Source organism: Gallibacterium genomosp. 1 (assembly GCF_000771875.1).
Classification (GTDB): Bacteria; Pseudomonadota; Gammaproteobacteria; order Enterobacterales; family Pasteurellaceae; genus Gallibacterium.
The window spans coordinates 62,261-87,156 of the sequence record NZ_JPXX01000021.1 but is presented as its reverse complement, the minus strand read 5'-3'; the positions used below and the strand labels follow the sequence as shown (position 1 = coordinate 87,156).

Sequence of the window (24,896 nt, the reverse complement as noted above, 5' to 3'; positions counted from 1 at the left end):
TTTCCTCTAACAATATTGTGATAGTGAGTTACGTATTCCTTTATTGAGGATAGCATCAAGTTTTTCTGCAACGTTATCCACTAAATCAGGAATCTGTGTTAAATCCTGCTGCCAATGTTCAGTTTGGCTTAAAACGTTTTGAACTAACTGTTTAGTGGAAAGCTTTTTTTGCTCCCATTGTTGCCACCAGTCTGCAAAATGATCTAACCAAATTTGATCATCCTTCAATGGAATAATTTGTTGATCACGTTTTCCGCGATAAAAAGCAATAAGAGCTGATAATGCGAATGTTAAGCGAGCTGGTAATTTTTTATATTTTTGCTGATAAGCTAATAGTTGTGGCAGAATACGAGTACGATATTTGGTCATACTATTTAGGGAAATGGATAATAGTGCGTGCTGAATAAATGGATTTTGGAAACGTCCGATAACTGCATCGGCAAAATGTTGTAATTCTTCTTGTGGTAAAGAGAGTACCGGAATAATTTCTTGTGCTAAAGTATTGATCACAAATTGGCGCAATTGTTGATCTTGCATTGCGTCTCCAACATAATCCACACCTGAAAGGTATGCAACCGGTACTAATGAAGTGTGCGCCCCGTTTAAAATAGCCACCTTGCGCTCTTTATAAGGTTTGATGTCATCAACCACTAAAATATTCAGTTTAAGTTGATCCAAACGGAACAATTTTTCTAAAGATTTTGGACCTTGAATCACAAATAAATAAAAATATTCAGCGGTATCTAAGAATTGATCTTGATAGCCGAGTTCGTTAGTGAGTTGCTCTACTTCATTGCGGGGATAACCGGTAACAATACGATCTACCAAAGTGGAGCAGAAAGTATTTGCCTGTTCTAGCCAATCGATAAATTGGGTTGGTAGTTGCCATTCTTGTGCATAGCGGAGCACCAGACGTTTTAATGTTACGCCGTTATAATCGATTAATTCACACGGCAATAAAATAAAACCTTGAGTATTATCACCATTAACAACTTTGAAGCGTTCATAGAGAAGTTGAGTCAATTTTGCTGGATAACTTACAGCTGGACGATCAGTTAATTTATCACCTTCGTGATAACTAATACCTGCTTCAGTGGTATTAGAAAAAATAATTTTAATATCAAGGTTATGAGCTAATTGAAGGTAATCATCAAATTGTTGATATGGATTAATTTCATTATTGACAGAACGAATAATGCGGACTTTTTTTACCGCTTCGCCTTTTTCATTTAAGCCACGAATAATGGTGGTATAAAGCCCATCTTGGGTATTTAATGATGGCGGAAAGTCGGTATTAATCGGGCGTACGATGGTTACACCACTATTAAAATCAGTTTTTTCATTTAATAAATCAATTTGCCAATCAATAAAAGCACGTAAAAAATTGCCTTCACCAAATTGAATAATTTTTGTTGGATATTGCTTTCCTGGAAAGTTTGTACGGTTGAGTTGTTTCATAGTTTATTGTCCTTCATTAATTTGCAATTCCATAAACGAGGTTTGGTAACCAGATGCTAATAGATGGAATATAAGTCAGTAGTATTAATTCAAAGATAAGTAGTCCCCAAAAAGGAATGACATCTTTAATAAATTTTTCAATTGGTACTTCTGTGATAGAACAAGTAGTAAACATTACTGTGCCTAATGGTGGAGTGATGGTTCCGATTGCACCATTGAAAATAAACACGATACCGAAATGAATAGGATCTATGCCATATGAATTGGCGATTGGTGCAAGTAACGGTGCAAGCACGATCATAATGGCATTGCCTTCAAGAAACATACCTAAAATCAGCAATGAAATATTAACTAACATAAGGAATGTGATTGGGCTATCAACAACAGTTGTCATCCATTGAGCTAATGCTTGAGGAACACGTTCCCAAGTTAAGAATTTAGAGAAAGCAACAGCCATACAAATAATTAATAAGACATTAGCTGCTCCTAAAGCTGATTCCCTGGTTGCCAACCAAAGTTGTTTTATATTCATATTTCTATAGATTAAAGTTCCTAAAATTATGGCATAAATGACGGCAACAGCACCTGCTTCGGTAGGAGTAAAAATTCCCATTCTAATACCACCAATGATGATGATTGGTAATAATAACGCAAGAACGGCATCTTTAGCGGAAAGTGCAATTTCTTTGCAGCTTGCTCTTTTTTCTCTAATTGGTAAATATCCTCTTTTTTTAGAAATGATTGAGACCAAAATCATCATCATGATGCAGAGTAATGTTCCTGGGATAATGCCGGCTAAGAATAATCTGCCAATAGATACATTATTCACATAGCCGTAAATAATCATTGCAATACCTGGCGGAATAATCGGAGTAATTAGTGAGCCAGCTGCGGTAACAGCGGCAGAAAATGAAGCACTATAACCACGAGCAACCATTTGTGGCACTAACAGTTTTGAATTCATTGCGGCATCGGCAATATTTGAGCCGGATAGACCACCCATTAATGTACTTAATGCCACATTAACTTGAGCTAATCCACCATTCATATGTCCGGTTAGAACTTCACAAAATTTTAGTAATCTTGCACTAATACCGGTGTAATTCATAAAAACACCTGCCATAATAAAGAATGGTATTGCCAATAAAGTGACAGACTCTAAACCTCCGGCTAAACGTTGAATAAGCATAATCATTGGTAGATCACTCATCAAAAAATAGCAGAGTGTGGAAATGAAAATACAAAATGCAACAGGAGTTCCTATAACAAAAAGAATTAACAAAATTGTAATAGGGATAACTACGCTCATAATTTACTCCTATGATTAATTCTGAAGTAATAGACAATCTTTCTGATCTCGTAATAAAGCATAAAGCAGGCACTAATTGGAATAATTGCATAAATAGCGAGATAAGAAATATGTAGTGTTGGTGTAAAACGCACCTTGGACATTGGTAATAATTTGAATCCTAAATAGATCATAAAAACTAACGCAAAGATCATAATGCAAGGCTGTATAACGCCATCGATAAAGTTTGCTATTTTGTGAGGAAGTTTGCTTAACAGGAAATCAATGCGAATAAGTTCATTATTTTTACATAAGGCACTTGATGCTAAAAATGTAAACCAAATAAAGAACACAACACACATTTCTTCTACCCAGGCACTAGGCGAATTAAGAAAATAGCGCATAATAACTCCGTAGCCTGAAAGTAGAACGATTAATGCTAAGAAAAATGATGCGAGGATTTCATCAATATCACTAAGCCAAAATTTCTTTTGTTGGGGTTGTTGATTCATAAATCCCTCCAAAGTTAAAGAACGGCGTGAAGGACACGCCGTGTATCAAAGTTATTAATAAGTTTCTAATTGAGCTTGGATATTTTTATATAAGTTAGGAGTCCACTCAGGGAATGCTTCTTGTATTTTGCTTCTCACAGTATCGGAAAATGCTTTGATATCCACTTGGTTAATTTTCACTCCTGCTTTGCGAAGGTTTTCGATTGCTTCTTTCTCTGCGGTTTGTACTTGATTGGCTCCAAAAACAACCATCTCGTTACCTGAATCAATAATAATTTTTTGTTGTTCCGGGGTTAGTGTATCCCAAAACGCAGTTCCCACTACAAAAGGAGACATATGGGTTGAATGTGCGGTGAGATTTAGATTTTTTGCAACTTCAAAAAATTTGCCACCATAAAGTACGGCTGGTGGATTTTCTAATCCATCAATAATTCCTTCAGACAAACCAGGGTAAACATCTGATAGTGACATAGGAGTAGGTACTCCACCCATAGCTTTTATTGTTTGTAAAGGTACTCTAGAATGCTGAACTCTTATTTTCATACCTTTCAAATCTTCTGGTTTAGTAACCGGTTTTTTAGTCAATAGATGACGAGTTCCATAGATGACATCTGGGATAACGATATGAATATTTTGTTTATCTAATTGCTCACTAAGTCCTTTAAACCAATCGGAGTGTAGAAGTTTAGATTTTTTCTCAAAAGATTGAGATAAGTACGGAGCATTGATAACACCTAAGTCAGGAACGATATCCATTAATGCTCCATAGTCACTAATGGTAATAATATTAGCTCCAAAACGAGCTTGTTCTAACACTTCTGTTTCGCTCCCAAGTTGGCTAGAAGGGAATAATTTAAAGATAATGTCGCCATTAGATTTTTCTTTCACTTTATCTGCCCAGAAGTGCATTGCTTTATCAATCGGTTCGCCCGGTTGATTACCATAAGCAATCATAATTTCTGTAGCAGAAAAAGCATTAACAGAAAGGGTAAATAGTCCTAAAGATAGTAGGGTTGTTAATGGTTTTTTGAATAAACGCATAATTTTCCTCACTTAGTTTTGGGTGGTTTGTGAACTTGGGTGTTGTTAGATCCAAGCTGAACCTAACAACATAATGTGATAAAAATAGCTAATTTATGATTTTTATCTGTTTTTTATTTATAAGTGACAACACTTTTTATTAATGCTTTATTGTTTACTACTTGCTCTTCAAAAACTTCTGCAAGCTGATCAAACTTAAACGTATGAGTTAGCATCATTGAAGCGCTTAGTTTTCCTTGCGCCATAAGTGATTGTACTTTTTCAAAATCTTCCGGAGTGGCATTGCGACTTCCTAAAAGAGTGGTTTCTTTTTTATGGAAATCAGGATCGTGAATGGAGAAATCGCCTTTAAATAAACCGACAAAAACAATTCTGCCACCGTGGCGGATGAGATTTACATCATTATTCATTGCCTTTTGATTACCAGTGGCATCAATGACAATAAGAGGTAATTTCCCGTTAAAGAAGTTTTCCACTTTTTCATCAATTGGATTAAAGGCTGGAAGTTTAAGCTGTGTTTTAATATGTTCTCTTCTTTCAGCACTGGTATCAGCAATAGCGACATTTGCCCCATCAGCAGCTGCGATTGCAGCAGCACCAAGACCAATAGGACCGGCACCAACGATTAAAACATCATCTCCGGCTTTAATTTCTGCTCGGCGAACTGCGTGAGCACTGATTGCAAAAGGTTCTATTAATGCAGCAGTGATATCATCAACTTGATCATCTATAGCTAGGATATTTCTAGCAGGGGCAGCAAGATATTCGCTAAATGCACCATCTTCGTGAACACCAATAACAGAAATTTTTTCACAGCAGTTTGTGCGTCCGCTTCGGCAAGCATCACACTCACCACAAGAAACATAAGGAATCAGTGCAACTCTTTGACCAACTTTCCATTGAGATACTTTTGAACCAATGTCAGCAATGATGCCACTAGCTTCGTGTCCTAAAATACGAGGGTAACTAAAGAAAGGTTGATTTCCTCCAAATGCGTGAATATCTGTTCCGCAAATACCAACAGCAGCAACTTTAAGCAAGACTTGATCTTCTTCGATTGTAGGAGTTGAGAGTTGTTTATATGAAAATTCAAAAGGTTTATTGCAAACTAACGCTTTCATTTTTAATCCTTCTTTTGCTTATTGAAAATTAACAACAGGGCTATTATTTGTGCTTTGCAAAAGAATTTCAGAACTTAGTTGTAGTAATGTGAATAACAAAATGTTTTAATGTTTTTTATGTGTTTTTTATAAAAAGGAAGTCAGAAATGAGTAGAGATTTTGAACTAAGAAATGAAGTCGCTAATCAGGTAATGGATGCTATTTCTGCAAAAGTATTGGATTCACCTTTACCTTCGCAGGTGATTCTTGCTTCTTTATATAACGTTAGTAGAACAACAATCCGTTCTGTTTTATCTGAATTATTGAAAAAAGGTATTTTAGTGAAACAGAATGAAAATTATGTTGTGTCGAGGGAGCCAAGAGAAGAGGATAAATTTAGTTTATTAAAAACAAAGCAAAATGATCCGAAATCTCTTAAAAAAATTGAATCCTACTTTCAAGAAATTGTGAGAACAAAAGTGATTAAACCTGGAGATAAAATTTCAGAGTTATGGTTAGCTAAAAATGTAAATGTTGATATTTTTTCAGTTAGAGCATATCTCATACAATTTTCCAGATTTAATCTTATTAAAAATTTAGGTAGGGGAGAGTGGCAATTGGTCGCATTTACGCCTCATTATGCCGATAAATTATTTGAATTAAGAGAAATGTTGGAGTGCCACGCTTTAAATTGCTTTATGAACTTGCCTCAATCAGATGTGAGATGGAGTCAAATGAGAATGTTGCTACAAGAACATAGAGTTCTTCGAGAACATATTTCGGAACAATTTACTGATTTTGCCAAATTGGATCATCAATTTCATTCGATTATTTTATCTGCTGCGGATAACCCCTTTATTAATGATTTTATTGAGCTGATTTCTATAATTTTTAACTTTCATTATCAATGGGATAACAGAGATTTAAAAACAAGAAATATTTTAGCAGTTGAAGAACATTTAGCCGTTTTAGTGAAGATTGTCAGTCAAGACGACTTGGGAGCGATCACAGAACTAAAACGCCATTTAAATACTGCTAAAAAATCTTTGATGAATAGTATCAGATTAGTACATCAGTGATATCTGAACTGGGGTTAATGAAAGAAAAGCATTATCAAATTGATATTGAAATAGCTCATTCAGCAGATAATGAGATTTTTCTTTTCCGACACCCCAAAATTCTTTGTAAAGATTGAACTAATCGCTTGCAATCAGGGTTTTCAAAGCATAGACTTAGCAAGAAGTGGTAAATTGTGGTAAATAGTGGTAATAAATTCTCTTTTTCGGTTCATTTTATAGGTAACGAGTATGTTTCGAGGCGCATCGTTGATTAATCTTGATGCAAAGGGGCGTTTGGCGATCCCGACTCGTTATCGTGCAGAATTACAGGAAAAAGAGCAGGGACAATTAATTTGTACTGCCGATATTCGTCAACCTTGCCTTTTACTTTATCCTCTCTCTGAATGGGAAATTATTGAGCAGAAATTACTGCAATTACCGAATTTTGATGAAACTGGACGACGTTTACAACGTGTTATGTTGGGATATGCAACAGAATGCGAGTTGGATAAGACCGGTCGTATCTTGCTTAGTCCCGCATTAAGACAACATGCCGCCCTAGAAAAAGAAATTATGCTGGTCGGTCAGCTTAACAAATTTGAGATTTGGCAAGCCGACAGATGGCAGCAGCAAATCGAACAAGACATTCAAATTGGTAGCAGTGGTACGATGGCAACGTCTGAAGAGTTAAAAACTTTGTTTTTATAAGTGAATTTTTATATGGAACAAGTCACCTATTCAGATCCTTCACACTTTACTGTTTTATTGAATGAAGCAGTGGATGGTTTAGCAATCAAGCCGAACGGTATTTATATTGACGGTACTTTCGGTCGTGGCGGTCATTCACGTCGTATTCTCTCCTTGTTAGGCGAACAAGGTCGCTTGATTGCGATTGATCGTGATCCGCAGGCTATCGCCGCTGCGCAATCCATTCAGGATCCTCGTTTTTCCATAGAACACCACAACTTTTCAGAAATTAATGAAATTTGCGAAAAATATCAGCTAATCGGCAAAATTGACGGCATTTTGTTGGATTTAGGTGTTTCTTCGCCACAGCTCGATCAAGCGGAACGCGGCTTCAGTTTTATGCAGGATGGGCCTTTAGATATGCGTATGGATACGACAAAAGGGCTTTCTGCTGCACAATGGTTACAACAGGTTTCGGAAAGTGATCTTGCTTGGGTGTTAAAAGCATTCGGTGAAGAGCGTTTTGCGAAACGTATTGCGAGAAATATTGTTCAATTCAATCAACAAGCCAAATTAAACGGTACAGAACCACTTACCCGCACCCTTCAGTTGGCACAATTAATTGCACAATCTATTCCGGTTAAAGAGAAACATAAACATCCGGCAACCCGGAGTTTTCAGGCAATTCGTATTTTTATTAATAGCGAATTGGAGGAGTTAGAGAAAATTTTAACGGCAGCCATTGAGGTGTTAGCACCGCAAGGGCGCTTATCAATTATTAGTTTCCATTCGTTAGAAGATCGTTTGGTCAAACGTTTTATGAAAAAGCAGAGCAAAGGTGACGATATTCCAAGAGGCTTGCCGTTGACAGAAGATCAAATTGAACGCAATCAAAAATTGAAGATTATCGGTAAAGCAATTATGCCAAGTGAACAGGAAATTGCTGTCAATAGCCGTTCTCGAAGTGCGGTATTACGTGTTGCAGAGAGGTTATTATGATTTTTAATCGTTATGATCGTTATCCGTTATGGCGAATTATTGTGGATGATATTTTCCAAGCCAATAAAACGGTGATGCTGTTGTTGATTGCGTTATTGATTAGCGCAGTGTCGACCATTTGGGTAACGCATTTAACCCGTTTGGCGATCAGCGAAAAGAATCAGTTGCAGACGGAATATCAAGCATTGCAGAGCGAAGCACTTAATTTGCGTTTGGAAGACAGTGCATTGAGTGATCGCACACGTATTGAGGGGATTGCAAAACAGTTGGGAATGCAATCTACACAGGATGATCAGGAAGTGTTAATTATTGAATAATTAGAGGACAGTAAATAATAATGGCAAAGGTGAAAAAAAAATCTTCTAGTTATAGTCAGAACTCAAGCAGTTTTGTGAAGGGTAGATACTGGTCTACCATCGTTATTGTCTTGGCTCTATTAGCAGCATTGGTGGCAAGAGCAGCTTATGTGCAGTTGGTGCAATCAGATGTATTAATTTCTGAAGCAAATAAACGTTCACTCCGTACGGAACAAATCCCTTATATTCGCGGTGATATTTTAGATCGTAATGGTGAGTTGCTTTCTGTTAGTGTTGAAAACTATTCTGTCATTGCTGATCCGAAAGAAATTTTCAGTAAAAATTCATTAATGGAAAAAGATCGTTGGCAGCGTTTAGCTGAAGCGTTAAATACTTCATTGAATGGGCTGATTTCACGTTTAAATAAAAACCCTAAATCTCGATTTGTTTATTTAGATCGTCAAATTTCCCCGACGATGGCAAATTATATTCGTGAATTGAAAATTACCGGTGTTTCATTGCAGAAAGAATATCGTCGTTTTTATCCGACCGTTGAGGAGTCTGCTCAATTATTGGGTTATACCGATATTGACGGTCAGGGAATCGAGGGCATTGAGAAGAGTTTTAACGCATTATTGACCGGAAAATCAGGTTCTAAAACCTATCGCAAAGATAAATCCGGTAATGTGATTGAAAATATTTCCACTACACAAAAATATGATGCGCACGATGTTACTTTAAGCATCGATAAACATTTGCAATCAATGGTGTTCCGTGAAATCAAAAAAGCGGTTGCAGAAAATAAAGCGGAGTCAGGCACGGCGGTGTTGGTCAGTATCAGTACCGGCGAAATTTTGGCGATGGCGACTGCACCTTCGTATAACCCAAACAATATTTTAGGATCACAAGCGGAAATGCGCCGTAACCGTGCGATTACCGATACTTTTGAGCCGGGTTCAACTGTGAAACCGTTTGTGGTTTTAACCGCATTGACGCAAAAAATTGTGTCACCGGATACCATTGTCAACACTAAACCGTTTGTAGTGAACGGGCATACCATTCGAGATGTTGCGCCGAGAAATGAACTTTCGATTACCGGCATTTTGCAAAAATCAAGTAACGTCGGGGTGAGCCGTTTATCGTTACAGATGCCGATTTCAGTCTTGATGAATACCTATCACAAAGCTGGTTTTGGTATGCCGACCAATTTAGGCTTAGTGGGTGAGCAATCCGGAACATTGCCATACAATCGCAAGCGTTGGGCAGATATTGAACGTGCAACTGTGGCATATGGTTATGGTTTAACTGTTACCCCGCTACAACTGGCACGCGCTTATGTCACTTTAGGCAGTTTCGGTTTATATCGTCCGTTATCCATTACCAAAGTGGATCCGCCGGTTATCGGTGAACGTATTTATTCAGAAAAAGTGACGCGTGAAGTAGTACATATGATGGAAAGTGTGGCTTTGCCTGGCGGTGGTGGTATTGCTGCGGCAGTGCCGGGTTATCGCGTTGCAATTAAAACCGGTACAGCGAAAAAATTGGAAAATGGTCGCTATGTCGATAAATATATTGCGTATACCGCAGGGGTAGCGCCGGCAAGTGATCCGCAATTTGCCTTGGTGATTTTGATTAATAATCCGACCGCCGGTAAATATTATGGTGGTTCGATTTCGGCACCGGTGTTCTCAAAAATTATGGGACACACTTTAAGAGTGAAGAATATTAAGCCGGACGGCATTGAAGGTGAAACCAAGAGTGCGAAACGCATTGTGCATATCGATTCACTTAAGACAGAAAATCAACGCCATAATTAAGGATAAAGACGATGCAGCGATTAAATCAATATTTTGCGATTTCATTACCGGAACAGCCGTTGAACCATTTACAGTTGGATAGCAGAGCAGTTCAGGCAGGCGATGTTTTTATCGGGCTAATCGGTCATCAGCTTGACGGCAGAAAATTTGCAGCACAGGCAGTTGCCGCCGGTGCAGCTGTTGTTATTTTAGAAAGCGAAGATCCGCAAGATCAGGCGCGAATTGAATGGCACGACAGTATCCCTTTCATTTATGTTTACCGGCTTGCTCATCAATTATCCTCCTTAGCAGGTGCTTTTTATCATCATCCTTCACAAAAAGTCACGTTAGTGGGCGTTACCGGTACCAATGGTAAAACCACAGTTGCCAATTTATTAACGCAATGGACACATTTGTTAGGCAAAAAAAGTGCGGTAATGGGGACGATCGGTAACGGTTTTTATCAGCAGGTTAAAGCGGCGACCAATACCACCGGTTCAGCAGTGGAAATTCAGCGTAATTTGGCAGAGTTTGTGGCGCATCAAGCTGATTTTGTAGCAATGGAAGTTTCTTCTCACGGTTTAGTGCAACATAGAGTAGACTCGTTGCAGTTTGCGGCAGCGGTATTTACTAATTTAAGTCGGGATCATCTGGATTATCATCACACTATGCAGGCTTATGCCGATGCCAAGAAAATGTTATTTACCGAGTTTAATGTGCCGAATCGTATTATTAATGCGGATGATGAAGTCGGTAAACAGTGGTTGCAACAAATGGATGATGCGATTGAAGTGAGTCTGCAAAGTGATTTTCAGCCACAGCATAAACGTTGGTTAAAAGTGACAAATTTGGTTTATCACCAACAAGGAGTAACAATCACTGTTGATTCAAGTTGGGGCAAAGCCGTTTTTCATTCGCAATTAATTGGCGAATTTAATGTCTGTAATTTGTTGTTGGCAACGGCAACGTTGTTGTCGTTAGGGTATTCGCTTTCTTGCTTGAGCGACAGTGTCAATCAGTTGCAAGGTGTTTGCGGCAGAATGGAGTGTTTTACCGCAGAAGGCAGACCGACGGCTATTGTCGATTATGCGCATACGCCGGATGCTTTGGATAAAGCGTTGCGGGCAGCACGTTTGCATTGTGACGGACAGTTATGGTGTGTTTTCGGTTGTGGCGGTGATCGTGACAAAGGCAAAAGACCGCAAATGGCGAAAATTGCCGAACAGCTTGCCGATCATATTGTGATTACCGATGACAATCCACGCACTGAAGATGCAGCAGCAATTATTAATGATATTGTGAAGGGTCTAGACTTTCCAAATAACGCTACTATAATTCACCAGCGGAAACAGGCTTTGGTTTATGCTTTTGCCTGTGCCAACGCCAATGATGTGATTCTTGTTGCCGGAAAAGGTCACGAAGATTATCAAATTATCGGGCATACTAAGCATCATTTTTCTGATCGTGAAATCGTTTCTCAATTATTAAATTTTACATAGATAGCATAACGAATGATAAAAGTGAGTTTTGCTGCTTTAAGTGAGTTGTTGTCAGCGAAAGAGGTGAACCCGCCTTCGGCTGAGCTTGAAGTGGATAAGGTAACAACAGATAGCCGCACAGATTGTTGCGGCAGTGTTTTCTTTGCTTTACGCGGAGAAAGTTTTGATGCACACCGTTTTTTGGTGCAAGTATCGCAACAGGGTGCAAAAATTTTGGTAGTTGAACAGGCTGATCCGGCTGTTTCGGTGCCTCAGTTGGTGGTTGCCGATACCAAAAAAGCGTTAGGACAGCTGGCGTTGTGGGTGCGTCAACAGGTCAATCCGAAAGTGGCAGCGATGACCGGATCGTCCGGTAAAACTACGGTCAAAGAGATGACGGCAGCAATTCTGCAACAAACAGCAAAAAATGCCGATGAGGTGTTGTTTACTGCTGGTAATTTTAATAATGATATCGGTGTGCCGTTGACATTATTAAGATTAACTGATCAACACCGTTTTGCTGTGATTGAATTGGGCGCAAATCACGCCGGTGAAATTGCGTACACCACGCAATTAGCCAGACCGGATGTGGCATTAGTGAATAATGTTGCGCCGGCACATTTAGCCGGTTTTGGCTCGCTACAGGGTGTTGCAAAAGCAAAAGGCGAAATTTATCAAGGTTTAACTGAAAATGGCATTGCGGTTATCAATCAAGACTGCAACTATTTGCCAATGTGGCAACAAAATATTGCGCAACATCCAATCAAGCGTTTTTCTCTTACTCATTCTGAAGCCGATATTTATGCGAGAGCGATTCAACACACAAATATCGGTTTTTCATTTGTGCTTTGTACGCCACAAGGCGAGATTGAGATCGAATTGTCTTATTTAGGGTTACATAATGTCAGCAATGCCTTGGCAGCCGCATCATTGGCGATCGCTTTAGGCGCAACTTTGGATGATGTAAAAAAAGGTTTGGCATTAGGAAAACGGGTGAAAGGGCGTTTATTTCCGGTTGAAGTCAATTCTCAACTCACTTTGCTTGATGATACCTACAACGCCAATGTTGATTCATTAAAAGCGGCAATTTCTGTGTTGCACTCCGCACCGCAGCAAGTGAAGGTGTTGGTCGTCGGGGATATGGCGGAATTGGGAGAGAGTACGGAACAATGTCATCGGCAGGTAGCGGAGGCGGCATTGAATGCGCATTTGGATCAGGTGATGAGCTTTGGTCAATATAGTCGCGTGATTAGTCAAACCTGTGGTGGCAACCATTATCAGGATAAGGCGGAATTAATTGCCGATTTACAGCAGTATGCGGCGCAACAAATGAAAGCCGGAAAAACAATTTTAATATTAGTTAAAGGATCTCGTTCTATGAGAATGGAACAAGTGATTGATTCATTTAAAGGTTTTGAACAATGTTAGTTTGGGTTAGTGAGTTTTTAGTTCGATATCACACATTTTTTAATGTTTTTTCATATATTACCGTACGCGCTATTTTGGCGTTATTGACCGCCTTATTATTCTGTTTGTGGATCGGGCCGAAAGTGATTCGTAAACTACAGTTATTGCAAATCGGTCAGGTGGTGCGTAATGATGGACCGGAAAGCCATTTTAGCAAACGTGGCACACCGACAATGGGCGGCATTATGATTTTGGCTTCCATTGGTGTCAGCACCTTGTTGTGGGCGAGCTTGGATAACCCTTATGTCTGGTTTGTGTTGTTTGTGTTGTTTGGTTATGGTGCGGTCGGTTTTGTCGACGATTATCGTAAAGTTGTGCGTAAAAATACGGATGGTTTGATCGCACGCTGGAAATATTTTTGGCTTTCGGTGATTGCCTTTGTGGCAGTAATCGGGATGTACCTGCTTGGCAAAGATAGCAACGCCACATTGTTGGTTGTGCCGTTCTTTAAAGAGATTATGCCGCAACTCGGTTTGTTCTATATCGTTTTATCCTATTTTGTGATTGTCGGTACCAGTAATGCTGTGAATTTGACGGATGGATTGGACGGTTTGGCGATTATGCCGACCGTGTTGGTATCAGCCGCATTTGCGTTAATTGCGTGGGCGACCGGTAACGTGAATTTCGCTGATTATTTGCATATTCCATACATTAAATACAGTGCCGAATTGGTGGTGGTTTGTACTGCAATGGTCGGTGCGGGATTAGGTTTCCTTTGGTTCAATACTTATCCGGCACAGGTTTTTATGGGAGATGTCGGTTCGCTCTCATTAGGTGGTGCAATTGGTACAATCGCGGTATTGGTGCGCCAAGAGTTTCTGTTAGTCATTATGGGCGGCGTATTTGTTATTGAAACGCTATCGGTTATTTTGCAGGTCGGCTCATATAAATTAAGAAAACAGCGTATTTTCCGTATGGCGCCAATTCATCACCATTTTGAATTGAAAGGGTGGCCGGAACCTCGTGTTATCGTGCGTTTCTGGATCGTTTCTTTAATTTTGGTGTTACTCGGCTTAGTAACATTGAAGCTACGTTAACTGTGGTTGGAGGCGAAAATGGCAAATCAATATAACTATACAGGCAAAACAGTAACAGTAGTGGGATTAGGAAAAACCGGATTATCCTGTGTTTCTTATTTCGCAGATAAAAAAGTGAATTTACAGGTGATTGACACCCGAGAAAAAACGGCAGGTTTGGATCAATTGCCGGCAGACATTGCCGTACATACCGGCGGTTTAAATCAGGAATGGCTGTTGCAGAGTGATTTGATTGTGTTAAGTCCGGGCATTTCATTAAAAACCCCAGAAATTCGCAAAGCGAGTGAAAAGGGTGTTGAAATTGTTGGCGATATTGAACTTTTCTGTCGTGAAGCGGATGCACCGATTGTGGCTATTACCGGTTCTAACGGTAAAAGCACCGTTACTACCTTAGTTTATGAAATGGCGAAAGCGGCAGATTTAAATGTTGGTATCGGTGGCAATATCGGCATTCCGGCATTATCGTTGCTAGGCAAAGGTTGCCAGTTATATGTGCTTGAATTATCAAGTTTTCAATTAGAAACCACTTACAGTTTGAATGCGGCAGCGGCAACCATTTTAAATATTTCCGAAGATCATATGAATCGTTATGATGATATGGAAGAGTATCGTCAGGCGAAATTACGCATTTATCGTCACGCAGAAACGATAGTGGTTAATAATGAAGATCGGGCAACTTATCCGGATTATCGTGAACCGCAACATCGTTTGTTGAGTTTTGCGGAAAAACACGCCGATTATTATTTACAGGAGATGTGGGGGCATACTTATTTAGCAACCGACAGCCGTTTGTTGTTGGATGTTGAGAAAATGAAATTGATTGGTCGTCATAATTATATGAATGCGTTGGCGGCGATTGCCTTAGCTCAAGCGGTCAAAATTCCACAGCAAGGCATCATCGATGCGCTGCAATCTTTTGCCGGTCTGGATCATCGTTTTCAAACGGTACATTATGAAAACGGTGTGCGTTGGGTGAATGACTCTAAAGCGACCAATGTAGGCAGTACTGAAGCGGCATTGAACGGTTTGCAGGTGGCAGGTAATTTATATCTATTATTGGGCGGTGACGGCAAAAAAGCTGATTTCAGCGATCTTAAATCATTAATTAATAAACCGAATATTTTCTGTTATTGCTTCGGTCAAGATAAATTGCCGTTGGCAGAGTTATCATCACAAAGTGTGGTGGTGGACACTATGGAGCAAGCGATTGAGCAGATTAGACCGAAATTAAAAGCCGGCGATATGGTACTGCTTTCCCCAGCTTGTGCGAGTTTGGATCAATTCCCGAATTTTGAAGTGCGTGGGCAAGAATTTGCACGTCTGGCAAAACAGTCAAATTGAGAGATAGAATCGGATGTTGTCAAAGTTTAAAAACTGGTTTGATCGTTGGGGAAGAATTACGCCACACTCTTCTCTTTATGATCGTGCGCTATTTTTGCTATTTATCATTTTATTGTTTATCGGCTTTGTCGCAGTAACCACCGCCTCTTTTCCGGTGGCGGCAAAACTTTATGACGATCCGCTCTATTTTACGATTCGTGATGCGGTTTATATTGTTACCGGTTTAGCCTGTTTCTTTTTTGTGTTGCAGATTCCGACCGAAAAATGGGAAAAATGGAGTCATTGGCTTTATTTGTTGGCATTGTTGTCGCTGATTGTGGTGCTGATTGTCGGTAGAAATATCAATGGTGCAACGCGTTGGATTTCGCTCGGTTTTGTTAATTTTCAACCGGCGGAATTAGCGAAATTAGCATTAATTTGCTATTTATCCAGTTTTTTTGTGCGTAAATATGATGCCGTTTTAACAAAAAAGCTAATCTTCGGGCGACCTACTTTAGTTTGTGGCATTTTAATTATTTTCCTGCTTTGCCAACCGGACTTAGGAAGTAGCGTTGTTTTGTTTGTGATCACTTTCGGTATGCTGTTTGTGGTCGGTGCAAAACTGTTCCAGTTCGTATTATTAATAGGAATGGGTGCCGGCGCGATTATGTTCTTAATTCTGATTTCGCCTTATCGAATGAAGCGTGTGACTTCCTATTTGGATCCGTTTGCTGATGCTTTCGGTTCAGGTTACCAGTTGTCAAATTCATTAATGGCGTTCGGTAACGGTGAGTTTTGGGGGCAAGGTTTAGGTAATTCGGTATTAAAATTGGAGTATTTGCCGGAAGCGCATACCGACTTTGTAATGGCGATTATTGGAGAAGAGTTCGGTTTTGTCGGTATTTTGCTGATTATTATTTTGCTGTCCGCTTTGGTATTTAGAGCATTCAAGATAGCAAAAGAATCTTTAAAACTTGAAGCTCGCTTCCGTGGATTTTTTGCCTTTGGTATCGGCTTTTGGATTTTTTTCCAAGGTTTTGTCAATTTGGGCGTAACTATCGGTTTATTGCCTACTAAAGGATTAACTTTCCCATTAATTAGTTATGGGGGTTCAAGTTTAATTATTATGTGTGTCGCGATGGGGATTTTATTGCGAATTGATCACGAAAATAGAATGGCAACAGGGCACGCACATTTACGAGATGATTAAGAGAGTATTATGACGAAAAAATTACTGGTTATGGCAGGTGGCACCGGCGGACACGTTTTTCCTGCGATTGCAGTTGCTAATGTATTGCAGCAACAAGGGTGGCAGGTTGAATGGCTTGGTACGAAAGATCGTATGGAAGCACAGCTTGTGCCGAAACACGGCATTGCTATTCATTTTATTGAAATTTCCGGATTGCGCGGTAAAGGTATAAAAGCATTATTAGCCGCACCGGTTAAAATTTTACGGGCGATATTGCAGGCGAGAAAAATTATTAAAACTTATCAGCCGGATGCCGTTTTAGGAATGGGCGGTTATGTTTCCGGTCCGGGCGGTGTAGCGGCAAAATTGGCAGGGGTGCCGATTATTTTACACGAACAGAATGCGGTTGCCGGTTTGACAAATAAATGGCTGGCAAAAATTGCAACACGTGTGTTGCAAGCTTTCCCGACCGCTTTTGCTGATGCCGAAGTGGTCGGTAATCCGGTGCGTGCCGATCTCTTTGCTTTGCCGACACCGCAACAACGTTTCAGTCAGCGAGAAGGGGCGTTGCGTATTTTGGTTGTCGGAGGCAGTCAAGGCGCAAGAGTCTTGAATCTATTAATGCCGAAAGTGGCAGCACAATTAACAAAAGATGTGGTCATTCGACATCAAGCAGGGAAAGGTAACAGTGAAGCAATAAAAGCGTTGTATCCGCAAAATATTAAGGTGAATGTTTCTGATTTTATTGATGATATGGCGGCAGCTTATGCGTGGGCTGATGTGGTGATTTGTCGTTCCGGTGCACTAACCGTGTGTGAAATCGCCGCTGCCGGCGTGCCGGCGATTTTTGTGCCGTTCCAACATAAAGATCAACAACAGTATCTTAATGCACGTTATTTAGCAGATGCCGGTGCGGCGGAAATTATCCAACAAGCCGAGCTAACCCCTGAACGGGTGGTTGAATTTTTGCAAAAATGGGAGCGTCCAACTTTATTGGCTATGGCAGAAAAAGCACAATCCAAAGCAGCACCGACGGCAGCACAGCGAGTGGCGGAAACGATTATTTCAGTGACTAATTAAGAGAGCAGTATGGAAGATAAGATTAAACAGAATTTTCAACATCAGGTGCGTATGGTTGTGCCTGAAATGCGCCGCGTAAAGCAGATCCATTTTGTTGGAATTGGTGGCGCCGGAATGAGTGGCATTGCCGAAGTATTGTTAAATGAAGGCTATCAAATCACCGGTTCGGATATTCAAGAAAATGCGGTGACTTTGCAGTTGGCGGAAATGGGCGCAAAAATTTTTTTACAGCATAGTGCCGACAACATTGCCGGCGCAAGTGTTGTTGTGGTTTCCAGTGCGATTAAGTCGGATAATCCGGAAGTGATTGCCGCGCGTGAAGCCAGAATTCCGGTTATTCAACGCGCCCAGATGTTGGCGGAAATTATGCGTTTTCGTCACGGCATTGCGGTGGCAGGTACGCACGGTAAAACCACTACAACTGCGATGATAGCGATGATTTATGCGCAGGCGAAATTAGATCCGACCTTTGTTAACGGTGGCTTGGTGAAATCTGCCGGTACCAATGCGCACTTGGGTTTAAGCCGTTATCTGATTGCAGAGGCGGATGAAAGCGATGCCTCTTTTTTGCATTTACAGCCGATGGTTGCAGTGGTAACCAATATTGAACCGGATCATATGGATACTTATCACGGTAATTTTGAAGAGATGAAACAGACTTATATCAATTTCTTACATAATTTACCGTTTTATGGTTTAGCGGTGTTGTGCGCTGATGATCCTGTGCTACAGACACTATTGCCGAAGGTTGGTCGCCAAGTGATTACTTATGGTTTTAGCGACAAAGCGGATTATCGCATTGAAGATTATAGCCAAACCGGTTTTCAAGGGCATTACACCGTGATTTGTCCGGATGGGCAAAGAATGGAAATTCTGCTGAATGTGCCGGGCAAACATAATGCTTTAAATGCAACTGCGGCATTGGCAGTGGCAAAAGAGGAAGGTATTGATGATGAATCTATTTTAGCCGCATTAGCAGACTTCCAAGGTGCCGGTCGCCGTTTCGATCAGTTAGGCTCTTTTATTCGCCCTAACGGTAAGGTGATGTTAATTGATGATTATGGCCATCATCCGACCGAAGTCAATGTGACTATTCAGGCGGCACGTCACGGCTGGGAAAATAAACGAATTGTGATGATTTTCCAACCACACCGTTACAGCAGAACACGAGATCTGTTTGATGATTTTGTGCAAGTGTTATCGCAAGTTGATGTATTGATTATGTTGGATGTTTATCCGGCAGGGGAAGCGCCAATTGCCGGTGCGGACAGCCGTTCTCTTTGTCGTTCAATTCGTAACTTGGGTAAGATTGATCCGATTTTCTTGGCAGATCCGGAACAGTTGCCGGAAATTATGGATCAAGTGTTGCAAGATGGAGATTTAATTTTAGCGCAGGGAGCAGGAAGTGTGAGCAAGCTATCTCGTCGCCTTGTGGAGTTATGGAGTAAATAATGGATATTGAACAATTAAAACAACAAAAAATAGCGGTATTATTGGGTGGAACTTCGGCAGAACGTGAAGTGTCATTAAATTCTGGAGCAGCGGTATTAAAAGCATTGCAGGACGAAGGTTTCACGGATGTGCACGCTATCGATCCAAAAGAGTTTCCGGTGGAAGATTTAAAAAAACAGGGCTTCCAACGCGTATTTAATATTCTACACGGGCGCGGCGGTGAAGATGGTTCTTTGCAAGGGTTATTGGAACAGTTAGGTATTCCTTACACCGGTTGTGGTGTGATGTCCTCTGCATTAACAATGGATAAAATGCGCACCAAATTGTTATGGAAGGCGGTTGGTTTGCCGGTTGCCGAGATGGTGGTGATTACTAAAGAAACACGTTCTCAACTTGATGCGCAAGCAGTGGTAGCCAAATTAGGCTTGCCATTAATGGTGAAACCATCATTGGAAGGTTCCAGTGTCGGTTTAACCAAAGTGAAAAAAGTGGAAGAGTTAGCGGCAGCGGTGGATACCGCCTTGACGCACGATGATACGGTATTGATCGAAGAGTGGCTTGCCGGACAGGAATTTTCGGTACCGGTTTTGGGCGGTAAAGTGTTGCCTTCCATTTTAATTAAACCGGCAGGCGAATTTTATGATTATGATGCTAAATATCTTCTCGACAGCACGCAATATTTCTGCCCATCAGGTTTAAGTGAAGAGCGTGAAAATGAATTGAGAAATTTAGTGAAACAGGCCTATGATATTGTCGGTTGCCGCGGTTGGAGCCGCATTGATGTTATGACTGATGCGCAAGGGCGTTTCCGTTTGGTGGAAGTGAATACCAATCCGGGTATGACAAGCCACAGTTTATTCCCAATGGCGGCAAAAGTTGTCGGTTATAGTTTCTCTCAATTAGTAGTAAAAATTTTGGAGTTAAGTGCTGAATGAGAAATCGCACAAAATATTCTCGCTCCGTTTATTACCGAGAACCTAATGAGAAAAAACGCATATCTCAAGTTGATTTAAAGACTTGGATCAAGTTTTTTTTATTTTTGTTTATCATTGGTCTTGGTTATTACAGTTACTCACATCGCATCGAATTATTTGAAAAATTGGATCCGAAGCCGATTAGTTCATTTAATTTGGTGGGTAAGACACAATTTACTACAAATGATGATGTGCGTGAAATGTTGAAAAAATATGCGGAAAGTCATCAGGGATTAAGAGGATATTTTGCTCAAGATGTCGAATCTATTGAAAAGATGTTTGAATCGCTTTCGTGGATTAAGACTATTTCCATTCGTAAAATATGGCCGGCGCAATTAAATATTAATGTGGTGGAATATGTTCCGGTTGCTAAGTGGAATCAGGTCAATTATTTAACGGCTGACGGGACAATTTTTAGCTTGCCGAAAGAAAAAATTAATGATGAAAAATTGCCTAATTTATCCGGTCCGGATTTTCAAGGAATAAATGTATTAAAAACTTGGTATGAATTAGGCAAAATTTTGCAAGGAAAGAATATTAATTTAAAAATTGTCAGCATTGATGACCGCGGCTCGTGGAACGTAACTTTATCTAATGATATTATATTGAAGCTTGGGCGAGGCGAATGGAAAGAGAAAATTGATCGTTTTTTAACGATTTATCCACAAATAGAAATTCCTGAAAATAAAAAAATCGCTTATATTGATTTAAGATACAATACAGGCGCAGCAGTAAGTTTTACTGACGCACCTGAAAATACAACGGCACAAGATATATTAAGTGAATAATTATGGCTAAGATTGATGAACCCCAAATAATAGTCGGCTTGGAAATCGGAACTTCCAAAGTCATTGCGGTTGTCGGTGAGTTATTGCCGGACGGTGTGGTAAATGTTATCGGTGTAGGTAGCTGTCCTTCAAAAGGAATAGATAAAGGTAGCATTACTGATTTAGAAGCAGTAGTAAATTCTATTCAGCGTGCAATTGAAGCGGCGGAATCGGTTGCGGATTTGAAATTAATCGCACGAGTGACATTAGCTATTACAGGGGAACATATTCAAAGCCTGAATGAAAGTGGTTTCGTGCCTTTGTCGGGTGAGGTTACGCAGGCAGATATTGATGAGTCAATGCATATTGCCAGCTCAGTGAAAGTCGGCGATGGTTTAACCGTACTTCACGTTATTCCGCAAGAGTTTTCTGTTGACCGTCAGATGAATATTAAAAATCCATTAGGATTGCAAGGTGTTCGACTAACCGCACAAGCCCATTTGATCGCTTGCCATCAGGATTGGTTGATTAATTTGCGTAAAGCAGTAGAGCGCAGCGGATTAATTGTTGATCAAATCGTCTTTTCCGGATTGGCTTCCAGTTATTCGGTATTGAGTGAAGAGGAAAAAGAGCTTGGCGTTTGTTTGATAGATATTGGTGCCGGCACAATGGATATTCTTGTCTTTACTGATGGTGCATTGCGTTACAGTAAAGTTATTCCTTATGCCGGTAATCGTGTAACCGATGATGTGGCACAAGGAATTTACACTTCGCGCAGCAATGCCGAAAACATTAAAGTAAATTATGGCAGTGCAGTGCTGTTATCTGCGTCAGAAAAGCGCACATCTCCGGATAAACTGATTGAGGTGCAAGGCATTGGCGGACGCCCACCAAGAGGTTTAACCAGAGAGGATTTATCTATTATTACTTCAGCACGTTATAGAGAGTTGTTGGGAATGGTAGATAAAGAGTTACGGCAGTTAAAACAGGAGCTAAAAAATAATAATGTGGCTTCAGATTTGATTGCAGGTGTTGTGTTGACCGGTGGTGGTGCATTGATTGACGGCATTTTGGATTGTGCTACCGAAGTGTTCGGGCAACAGGTTCAGGTGAAAATCGGAACACCGTTGAATATTACTGGTCTCACTGATTATGTGGATAAACCGCAATATGCTACAGTGTTGGGATTATTGCAATATACTTACTACAATGGCGAATCCCAACAGCCGCTTAAAACAAAAGGTATAGGCAAAGAGTTATCAAAAACAAATAAAGTTGCAGGTTTCTTGAAGAAATTTATTGATAAAGTGAAGTCTGAGTTTTGATGTATAACGTTCGGTCATTAATTTAAAAAAGGAGAAGAATGACGTGTTTATTGATGATATTAACCACAAGAGTAATAAAGTAAGTGATATCAGTATGCAATATTATGAAATGATTAGCGTAAGATAGGCAAAATAGCCTGTTAGTGGTTATAAAATAGCACTAAAATAAAGTTTACGTTTTGATATTATTGATTTTTGGCATACAATAAACAGAATAACAAATCGTTTTAAATGGTTATATAAAAGAGAGAAACAATTATGTTAATTGAGCCTATTATTGATGAAACCACAGCGGATGCGGTCATCAAAGTCATTGGCGTCGGTGGTGGCGGCGGTAATGCCTTAAACCATATGGTGCAGGATGAATTTAAAGGTGTTGAATTTTTTTCCGTAAATACGGATGCGCAAGCATTGCGTAAAAGTTTGGCACAGCAAACTATTCAAATCGGTGCTGAGATTACTAAAGGCCTAGGAGCAGGAGCAAAACCAGAAATAGGTCGTCAGGCAGCGGAAGAAGATCGTGAAGCGTTACGTAGTATGCTCGAAGGCGCAGATATGGTTTTCATCGCAGCTGGTATGGGTGGTGGCACTGGAACAGGTGCTGCTCCTATTATTGCGGAAGTGGCAAAAGAGTTGGGTATTTTAACTGTTGCTGTAGTAACTAAGCCGTTTAAATTTGAAGGTAGAAAACGGATGCAGTTTGCTGAGTCTGGTATTCAAGAATTAGCAAAATATGTTGATTCTTTAATTACTATTCCGAATGACAAGCTTTTGAAAGTTTTGGGTAAAAATATTAATTTCCTTGAAGCATTAGCAGCAGCAAATGATGTGTTGCGTAATGCGGTGCGTGGTATTTCTGATATTATTACTTCTCCGGGGTTTATCAATGTTGACTTCGCTGATGTCAAAACAGTAATGTCTGAAATGGGATATGCGATGATGGGAACCGGTATTGCAACTGGGGAAGTGGGTGATGGGCGTGCTGAAAAAGCGGCTCAGGATGCGATTGCTAGCCCATTATTGGAAGATATTGATATCTCCGGTGCAAAAGGGGTATTGGTAAATATTACCACTAGTGGATTTAATTTCGGATTAGGTGAATTTGAAGCAGTTGGTGAAACTATTCACGCATTTGCTGCAGAAGATGCAACGGTTGTTATCGGTACTAGTGTGAATCCGGAATTACCGGAAGATGAATTACGGGTTACTATTGTGGCAACAGGCATCGGTGGTAGAGTGAAAGATGAATCTCAAATTAAGATTGTTTCAAATAATACTCAAGCGCAAGATGCGAAAGCAAAACAGTTTGCTTATAATATACCACCTCTTGGTGAAACGACTCGCCCAGATCAGTTTGGTTCGAGAACAGACTCAACCGTAACTTCAACTAGCGGTAATGCAGTGAAAAAACCGGCATTAGATGAGGCTAAATTATTTGATTTACCAACATTCTTGCGTGATAACGCAAATTAAATAAACAATGAAAAGTTTCAATGTGCTGTAAGTTGCGTTGATAACTGGAGTAATTATGATTAAACAAAGAACGCTTAAACAGAGTGTAAAAGTAACAGGTATCGGTCTTCACAGCGGTAAAAAAGTAACGTTAACTTTGCGTCCTGCACCAGTAAATACAGGTGTTATTTACTGCCGTACTGATTTACCTGAAGTAGTTACTTTTACAGCAGATCCTAATATGATCCGCGATACAATGCTTTGTACTTGTATGATCAATGATGATGGTGTGCGTATTTCAACTGTTGAACATTTAAATTCTGCGTTAGCTGGGTTGGGTATCGATAATATTATTATCGAAGTTGATGCACCGGAAATTCCAATTATGGATGGTAGTGCAAGTCCATTTGTCTATTTGTTATTAGATGCAGGAATTGAAGAGCAGAATGCTGCGAAGAAGTTTATTCGTATTAAGAAAACTGTTCGTGTTGAAGATGGTGATAAATGGGCGGAATTTAAACCTTATGATGGTTTTAAATTGGATTTCACGATTGATTTCAAACATCCCGCTATTGGTAAAGATGTTGCTCATTATCAGCTAAATTTCTCGACAAAAGCATTTATTCAACAAATTAGTCGTGCAAGAACATTCGGTTTTATGCGTGATATTGAATACCTTCAGGCTAATGGTTTAGCTTTGGGAGGAAGTTTGGATAATGCGATTGTGTTAGATGATTACCGTATTCTTAACGAAGAAGGTTTACGCTTTAAAGATGAACTAGTTCGTCATAAATTGCTTGATGCTATCGGTGATCTTTATATGGCAGGGCACAATATCATCGGGGAGTTTACAGCATTTAAGTCAGGACACGGTTTGAATAATAAATTAATTCGTGCGGTGTTAGCTGATCAGGAAGCGTGGGAATTAGTATCTTTCGATGAAAATGAATATGCAACACAAGGTTATTTAGCAGCGAATCAAGTATTAATTTAAAATCATATTGTTTCTCTCATCATAAAAAACGCACTTTATGTGCGTTTTTTTTGAATAAAACTAAAGCTTTTATTGTATCTCATAAATGTTCTCCACAAAATGTGACTTTGAAGATGAGATTAAGAC

Annotated in this window: 22 protein-coding genes; 17 read left to right on the top strand and 5 right to left on the bottom strand. The window is 39.9% G+C overall.

Annotated features, from left to right (window positions below; genetic code table 11):
* Window positions 1–6: 6 nt before the first annotated feature.
* From JP36_RS07800 to JP36_RS07780, 5 genes are all read right to left on the bottom strand, one after another.
* Window positions 7–1,458 (bottom strand): tagaturonate reductase, encoded by a 1,452-nt coding sequence (locus JP36_RS07800; RefSeq protein ID WP_039173643.1) that lies wholly within the window; start codon window positions 1,456–1,458, stop codon window positions 7–9.
* A 16-nt stretch (window positions 1,459–1,474) separates the two neighbouring features.
* A complete protein-coding gene (locus JP36_RS07795) occupies window positions 1,475–2,767 on the bottom strand; it encodes a TRAP transporter large permease (RefSeq protein ID WP_039173641.1) in 1,293 nt (430 codons plus the stop codon).
* Window positions 2,764–3,258, bottom strand: coding sequence for a TRAP transporter small permease (locus tag JP36_RS07790; protein ID WP_018346132.1), 495 nt, complete (start codon window positions 3,256–3,258; stop codon window positions 2,764–2,766). The genes JP36_RS07795 and JP36_RS07790 overlap by 4 nt, the downstream gene beginning before the upstream one ends.
* Window positions 3,259–3,312: 54 nt before the next feature.
* A complete protein-coding gene (locus tag JP36_RS07785; protein WP_018346131.1) occupies window positions 3,313–4,299 on the bottom strand; it encodes a C4-dicarboxylate TRAP transporter substrate-binding protein in 987 nt (328 codons plus the stop codon).
* A gap of 113 nt (window positions 4,300–4,412) precedes the next feature.
* Entirely contained in the window at window positions 4,413–5,420 is a 1,008-nt protein-coding gene (locus tag JP36_RS07780; protein WP_039084224.1) for a zinc-binding alcohol dehydrogenase family protein, read from the bottom strand.
* A gap of 146 nt (window positions 5,421–5,566) precedes the next feature.
* On the opposite strand from JP36_RS07780, the gene JP36_RS07775 reads away from it, so the two are divergent.
* The 17 genes from JP36_RS07775 (at window position 5,567) to lpxC (ending at window position 24,770) form a co-directional block, all read left to right on the top strand.
* Entirely contained in the window at window positions 5,567–6,478 is a 912-nt protein-coding gene (locus tag JP36_RS07775) for a GntR family transcriptional regulator (protein ID WP_039173640.1), read from the top strand.
* A gap of 228 nt (window positions 6,479–6,706) precedes the next feature.
* Window positions 6,707–7,165 (top strand): division/cell wall cluster transcriptional repressor MraZ, encoded by a 459-nt coding sequence (gene mraZ / locus JP36_RS07770; protein ID WP_013745303.1) that lies wholly within the window; start codon window positions 6,707–6,709, stop codon window positions 7,163–7,165.
* Between the two features lie 12 nt (window positions 7,166–7,177).
* Entirely contained in the window at window positions 7,178–8,143 is a 966-nt protein-coding gene (rsmH, locus tag JP36_RS07765) for a 16S rRNA (cytosine(1402)-N(4))-methyltransferase RsmH (RefSeq protein ID WP_039173638.1), read from the top strand.
* Entirely contained in the window at window positions 8,140–8,460 is a 321-nt protein-coding gene (gene ftsL, locus JP36_RS07760) for a cell division protein FtsL (protein WP_013745301.1), read from the top strand. The genes rsmH and ftsL overlap by 4 nt, the downstream gene beginning before the upstream one ends.
* A 20-nt stretch (window positions 8,461–8,480) precedes the next feature.
* Window positions 8,481–10,256 carry a peptidoglycan glycosyltransferase FtsI gene (gene ftsI / locus JP36_RS07755; RefSeq protein ID WP_039169484.1) on the top strand — a complete coding sequence of 592 codons (1,776 nt, stop codon included), beginning with the start codon at window positions 8,481–8,483 and terminating at the stop codon, window positions 10,254–10,256.
* Between the two features lie 11 nt (window positions 10,257–10,267).
* Window positions 10,268–11,734: a UDP-N-acetylmuramoyl-L-alanyl-D-glutamate--2,6-diaminopimelate ligase gene (murE, locus tag JP36_RS07750; protein WP_039173635.1), complete on the top strand. Its 1,467-nt coding sequence runs from the start codon at window positions 10,268–10,270 to the stop codon at window positions 11,732–11,734.
* 12 nt (window positions 11,735–11,746) lie between these two features.
* Entirely contained in the window at window positions 11,747–13,141 is a 1,395-nt protein-coding gene (gene murF, locus JP36_RS07745; RefSeq protein WP_039145569.1) for a UDP-N-acetylmuramoyl-tripeptide--D-alanyl-D-alanine ligase, read from the top strand.
* Window positions 13,135–14,217 (top strand): phospho-N-acetylmuramoyl-pentapeptide-transferase, encoded by a 1,083-nt coding sequence (gene mraY, locus JP36_RS07740; protein ID WP_013745297.1) that lies wholly within the window; start codon window positions 13,135–13,137, stop codon window positions 14,215–14,217. Before murF ends, mraY begins: the two co-directional genes overlap by 7 nt.
* Before the next feature lie 18 nt (window positions 14,218–14,235).
* Complete coding sequence (gene murD / locus JP36_RS07735; protein ID WP_039173632.1) at window positions 14,236–15,558, top strand: UDP-N-acetylmuramoyl-L-alanine--D-glutamate ligase; 1,323 nt, start codon at window positions 14,236–14,238, stop codon at window positions 15,556–15,558.
* Window positions 15,559–15,571: 13 nt separating this feature from the next.
* Window positions 15,572–16,747 carry a putative lipid II flippase FtsW gene (gene ftsW, locus JP36_RS07730; RefSeq protein ID WP_013745295.1) on the top strand — a complete coding sequence of 392 codons (1,176 nt, stop codon included), beginning with the start codon at window positions 15,572–15,574 and terminating at the stop codon, window positions 16,745–16,747.
* Window positions 16,748–16,756: 9 nt separating this feature from the next.
* Window positions 16,757–17,806, top strand: a complete 1,050-nt coding sequence (murG, locus tag JP36_RS07725) for an undecaprenyldiphospho-muramoylpentapeptide beta-N-acetylglucosaminyltransferase (protein WP_039145564.1) — start codon at window positions 16,757–16,759, stop codon at window positions 17,804–17,806.
* Window positions 17,807–17,815: 9 nt separating this feature from the next.
* Window positions 17,816–19,258: a UDP-N-acetylmuramate--L-alanine ligase gene (gene murC / locus JP36_RS07720; protein ID WP_039095591.1), complete on the top strand. Its 1,443-nt coding sequence runs from the start codon at window positions 17,816–17,818 to the stop codon at window positions 19,256–19,258.
* On the top strand, window positions 19,258–20,193 hold the full coding sequence (locus JP36_RS07715; RefSeq protein ID WP_013745292.1) for a D-alanine--D-alanine ligase: 936 nt from the start codon (window positions 19,258–19,260) through the stop codon (window positions 20,191–20,193). Before murC ends, JP36_RS07715 begins: the two co-directional genes overlap by 1 nt.
* Entirely contained in the window at window positions 20,190–21,020 is an 831-nt protein-coding gene (locus JP36_RS07710) for a cell division protein FtsQ/DivIB (RefSeq protein ID WP_013745291.1), read from the top strand. Before JP36_RS07715 ends, JP36_RS07710 begins: the two co-directional genes overlap by 4 nt.
* Window positions 21,021–21,022: 2 nt before the next feature.
* Window positions 21,023–22,324, top strand: coding sequence for a cell division protein FtsA (gene ftsA, locus JP36_RS07705; RefSeq protein WP_013745290.1), 1,302 nt, complete (start codon window positions 21,023–21,025; stop codon window positions 22,322–22,324).
* 258 nt (window positions 22,325–22,582) lie between these two features.
* Window positions 22,583–23,797 (top strand): cell division protein FtsZ, encoded by a 1,215-nt coding sequence (gene ftsZ, locus JP36_RS07700; RefSeq protein WP_039173630.1) that lies wholly within the window; start codon window positions 22,583–22,585, stop codon window positions 23,795–23,797.
* 55 nt (window positions 23,798–23,852) lie between these two features.
* Complete coding sequence (gene lpxC / locus JP36_RS07695) at window positions 23,853–24,770, top strand: UDP-3-O-acyl-N-acetylglucosamine deacetylase (RefSeq protein ID WP_039173629.1); 918 nt, start codon at window positions 23,853–23,855, stop codon at window positions 24,768–24,770.
* Window positions 24,771–24,896: the final 126 nt, after the last annotated feature.